The sequence below is a fragment of the Nocardioides sp. genome, from assembly GCF_031422975.1.
Taxonomy (GTDB): domain Bacteria; phylum Actinomycetota; class Actinomycetes; order Propionibacteriales; family Nocardioidaceae; genus Nocardioides.
In genome coordinates this window covers 1-3,213 of sequence record NZ_JANPEO010000534.1, presented here as the reverse complement: position 1 = coordinate 3,213, position 3,213 = coordinate 1, and the positions used below count along the sequence as shown (strand labels likewise).

Sequence of the window (3,213 nt, the reverse complement as noted above, 5' to 3'; positions counted from 1 at the left end):
CCTCGCCGCCGCCGCGGACCACGCCACCCGCCTTGCCTCACGGGTCCGGAACCTGCACGCCTCCTGATCCTCGCCGGCAACGGTCAGCAGGTGTGGGACGGGTCCCAACTGTGGCGACCCTGATGCATGCCTGGGTTGTGGTCGGCGTTGAAGCCCATGGTCCTTGCGCAGGTGCTGACGTGCTCGCCGAAGTCGCTCTCGGCCGACGCCGGCGCCCCCGCTCCCAGGGTCAGCACCGCAGCCGCCACGACAATTCCGATGGCAGTAAGTCGGGTCATCTGTTTGAACATTGATCTCGCCTCGTCCATGTCTCTCGGCCCCGGGAGTGCCCGGGTCCTTGTAGGGCTCAGCGTCGTCCTCGGGAGTCAAGATCGCCGCGAGGGTTCGGTGAAGGTTCCTTGAAGATCTTCCCCGCTGCCCTGACCATCTCTGGGTCGAGCTTCTGGGGCCCGTCAACCGGTGTACTTGAAGATCCAGAGCCCGTAGTCACGGTCGCTGGCTGCGACGTACTCGGTGCCGCCCTGTTCGAAGACCTGGACTCCCCAGAAGTTGTTGCCGGAAGCGTCGATGTAGTGACCCTTCTCGACGATCTTGTCGCCCTGGATCTCCGCAACCCTGAAGCCGCCGGCGTAGTACGAGAAGTACAGCCGGTTCGCCTGCTGGTGCGAGGTGGCCACCTCGTGGACGGAGAGGTCACCGAACCCGCTTGCGAAGTCCGGATCGTGCGCCTCGGGGATCGCGTAGGTGTCGAGTTCGGTCATCTTGCCGTTCGTGTTGCGGAACAGATGGACATAGCCCCACCCGTCGAAGTAGGACGAGAAAGTCAAGGTGTCACCGAGTGCTCCCACAGTGATCGGTGCGAGTTGCGTGCCGTCGCCGGCCAAGCAGGCCGCGTCGTCGTACTGGCCCTGGACGCCGAAGATGGCGTAGCCCTGCTGGCGTGGCGCGACACCGAACGTCGAGATGTCGCCGTCGACGCTCATGCCGAGCGTCTGGTTGCAGGCGTCGGACGACGTCCGGTTGAAGATCAGGACGGCGTCGTAGCCGCCAGCGGCCAGAACGTTGGCGACCTTCTCGGTGAAGGTGCACACGCCTCGTTCGACGACCGCAATCTGGGTTCCGTCACCGGCTGGGACCGACGGATCGCCGAGGCAGGCCCGACCGACGAACTTGGCCTGGCCGGTGATGGTCTCGCCAGTGACCAACTGGGTGGTGTCGCTGCCCTGGCTGGCTGTGATGGTCGTGCCGTCCGTGTCGTTGCGTGCCACCAGCGCATAGGGACCGAAGTCCTCGTCGGCACCGACGACGTACTGGTTGTCGGACGTGAACTCGGCCTGGTGACCGTTGCCCTCCGGTGGGACGATGAACCCGCTCTCGGCCGCCTCGGGATCGGGGGAGGTGAAGTCGGTGTCACCCAGGTAGGTCGGGTTGTGCACGTTGGTGACGTCGACCTTGACGTAGCCGGCGTCCCAGTAGGACAACAGCATGACCTGACGGTCGGCGATCTTCTTGACCACCATGTCGTGGAGGAAGACCTCGACCAGATTACTGGGCGCCGCCTGCTTGATCTGGGGGAACAGCTCGTCCAGGTCGTACTCGGCTGTGAGGAACGGCTTCCTGGGGTTGGTGATGTCGATGATGTCGACGTCCTTGCCCTCTTCGTTGTCGACGATGACGGCGTAGGCCTTGTCGCCGGCATCCCAGGCGAAGACGCTGTGGATCTCGTTGGCAGCCTTCTTGCCCTGACCGTTGACGGTGAAGTCGCCGGCCCCCTCGAACAAGGGCGTGGGCGCCTTGGCATTGGTCACGTCGTAGAGGTTCATCCCACCGAAGCCCGCGTTGTCGTTGCACTTCTCGTTGTTCGACACGAGTACGTCGCCCTGGAAGGCGGGGGTGTCGATCGTGAGCGCCTGGACGCCCTCACCCGGGTAGCTACCGTGCTTGGCCCCGATGAAGGCGACCTCCTTGGGGTTGCCGACGTCGGAGATGTCGACCACGTGCACGCCGTTGTACTTGCACGTGACGACACCCCAGGCTGCGAGGTAGGCGTAGTTCTTGTACACACCGACGTCCGCGATCTTCTCCGGGACGACGTTCTTGAGCTTCAGCTTGCTGACGACATCGATGTTGTCCGTGGCACTCGCGGGGAGATGACCACTGGACACGCCGTGCTGGTGCGCGTCACGTGGTCCGTCGGAGTGTGGGAGGCCGCCGTCGGCCTGAGGTGCCGTGTGAGCGTCTGCTGTTCCACCGAAGGCCGTGACCAGTGCGGCTGCCAGCGCGACCCGCGCCAAACTACGTCGGACGTGAGTTGACATCGATTCCTCCGGGCCAGCCGGGGTGGCGAGGGCTCGCCGATCGAACTCGGCTGCGTTGGGTTGACCTTACGGCCGACTTCGCCGAGTGAGAAGGCCCACGTTGGGGAAAGTTCCCTCACCTCGGACCCGGCCGAGGCTCGTGACGCGCTGTGCCAGCGACTGCTTGCCATCCATCAGACCGGGCCTGGAACGGGATGGTCAGTGCCAGGTGCCCGGGCATCGTCGCCCGCTGGCAACTGCGCCTGCGCGAGGATCAAGTGTCCCGGCAGCGTGATGACGAACTCCGATCCGGGGTCGGCAGGGCGGTAGTGGGTGTCGCCCCCGTGGGCCTGCGCGAGCAGACGCACGATCCAGAGCCCCAGCCCGACGGACTCGGGGTTGCCGTCGCTGCGGTTGAGGCGCTGGAAGAGCAGTGGGCGGTCCGGTGCCGGTACGCCGGCACCGTGGTCCCGGACGAACACCTCGACGCCGGCGTCCACCGACCGCGCGCCGATCACCACCGGAGGTTCGCCGTGCCGCTGGGCGTTGGTGCCGAGGTTGACCATCATCTGCTGCAGACGCATGGGGTCGGCCCGCACGGCGAGGCCGGACTCGACGTCGACGCTGACGTCGGTGCTGCCGAGTAGCTCCGCAACCTGCTGGGCGAGCTCCTCCATGTCGACGTCTTTCAGGTCCAGGATCAGCTTGCCGCCCTCGACCCGCTCGAGGTCGAGCAGGTTGTTGGCCAGCGTGGAGAGCCGCGAGGTCTGGCGAGCGGCAGCGGCCACGAGCGGCTGGAGGTGGGCGGGCAGGTCCGCATCCTCGGCGATGATCTCCAGCACGCCCTGGATGGTCGTGAGGGGAGACCGGACGTCATGCGCAAGTGTCGCCATCAAGGCGGCCCGCCAGCGGCTGA

The 3,213-nt window shown here is 65.9% G+C and carries 3 protein-coding genes; all 3 read right to left on the bottom strand.

Annotated elements, in window-relative coordinates; all coding sequences use genetic code 11:
- Positions 1-83 precede the first annotated feature (83 nt).
- Complete coding sequence (locus RMO85_RS15910; protein WP_310529699.1) at positions 84-278, bottom strand: hypothetical protein; 195 nt, start codon at positions 276-278, stop codon at positions 84-86.
- A 174-nt stretch (positions 279-452) separates the two neighbouring features.
- Entirely contained in the window at positions 453-2,318 is a 1,866-nt protein-coding gene (locus RMO85_RS15905; protein WP_310529698.1) for a PA domain-containing protein, read from the bottom strand.
- Between the two features lie 173 nt (positions 2,319-2,491).
- Positions 2,492-3,213 (bottom strand): HAMP domain-containing sensor histidine kinase (locus RMO85_RS15900; RefSeq protein ID WP_310529697.1); only part of this gene is annotated, 722 nt, incomplete at its 5' end.

Excerpts from the sequence above, each read along its gene's own strand:
- RMO85_RS15910 (WP_310529699.1), bottom strand. The coding sequence starts at position 278 with ATGACCCGACTTACTGCCATCGGAATTGTCGTGGCGGCTGCGGTGCTG.
- RMO85_RS15905 (WP_310529698.1), bottom strand. The coding sequence starts at position 2,318 with ATGTCAACTCACGTCCGACGTAGTTTGGCGCGGGTCGCGCTGGCAGCC.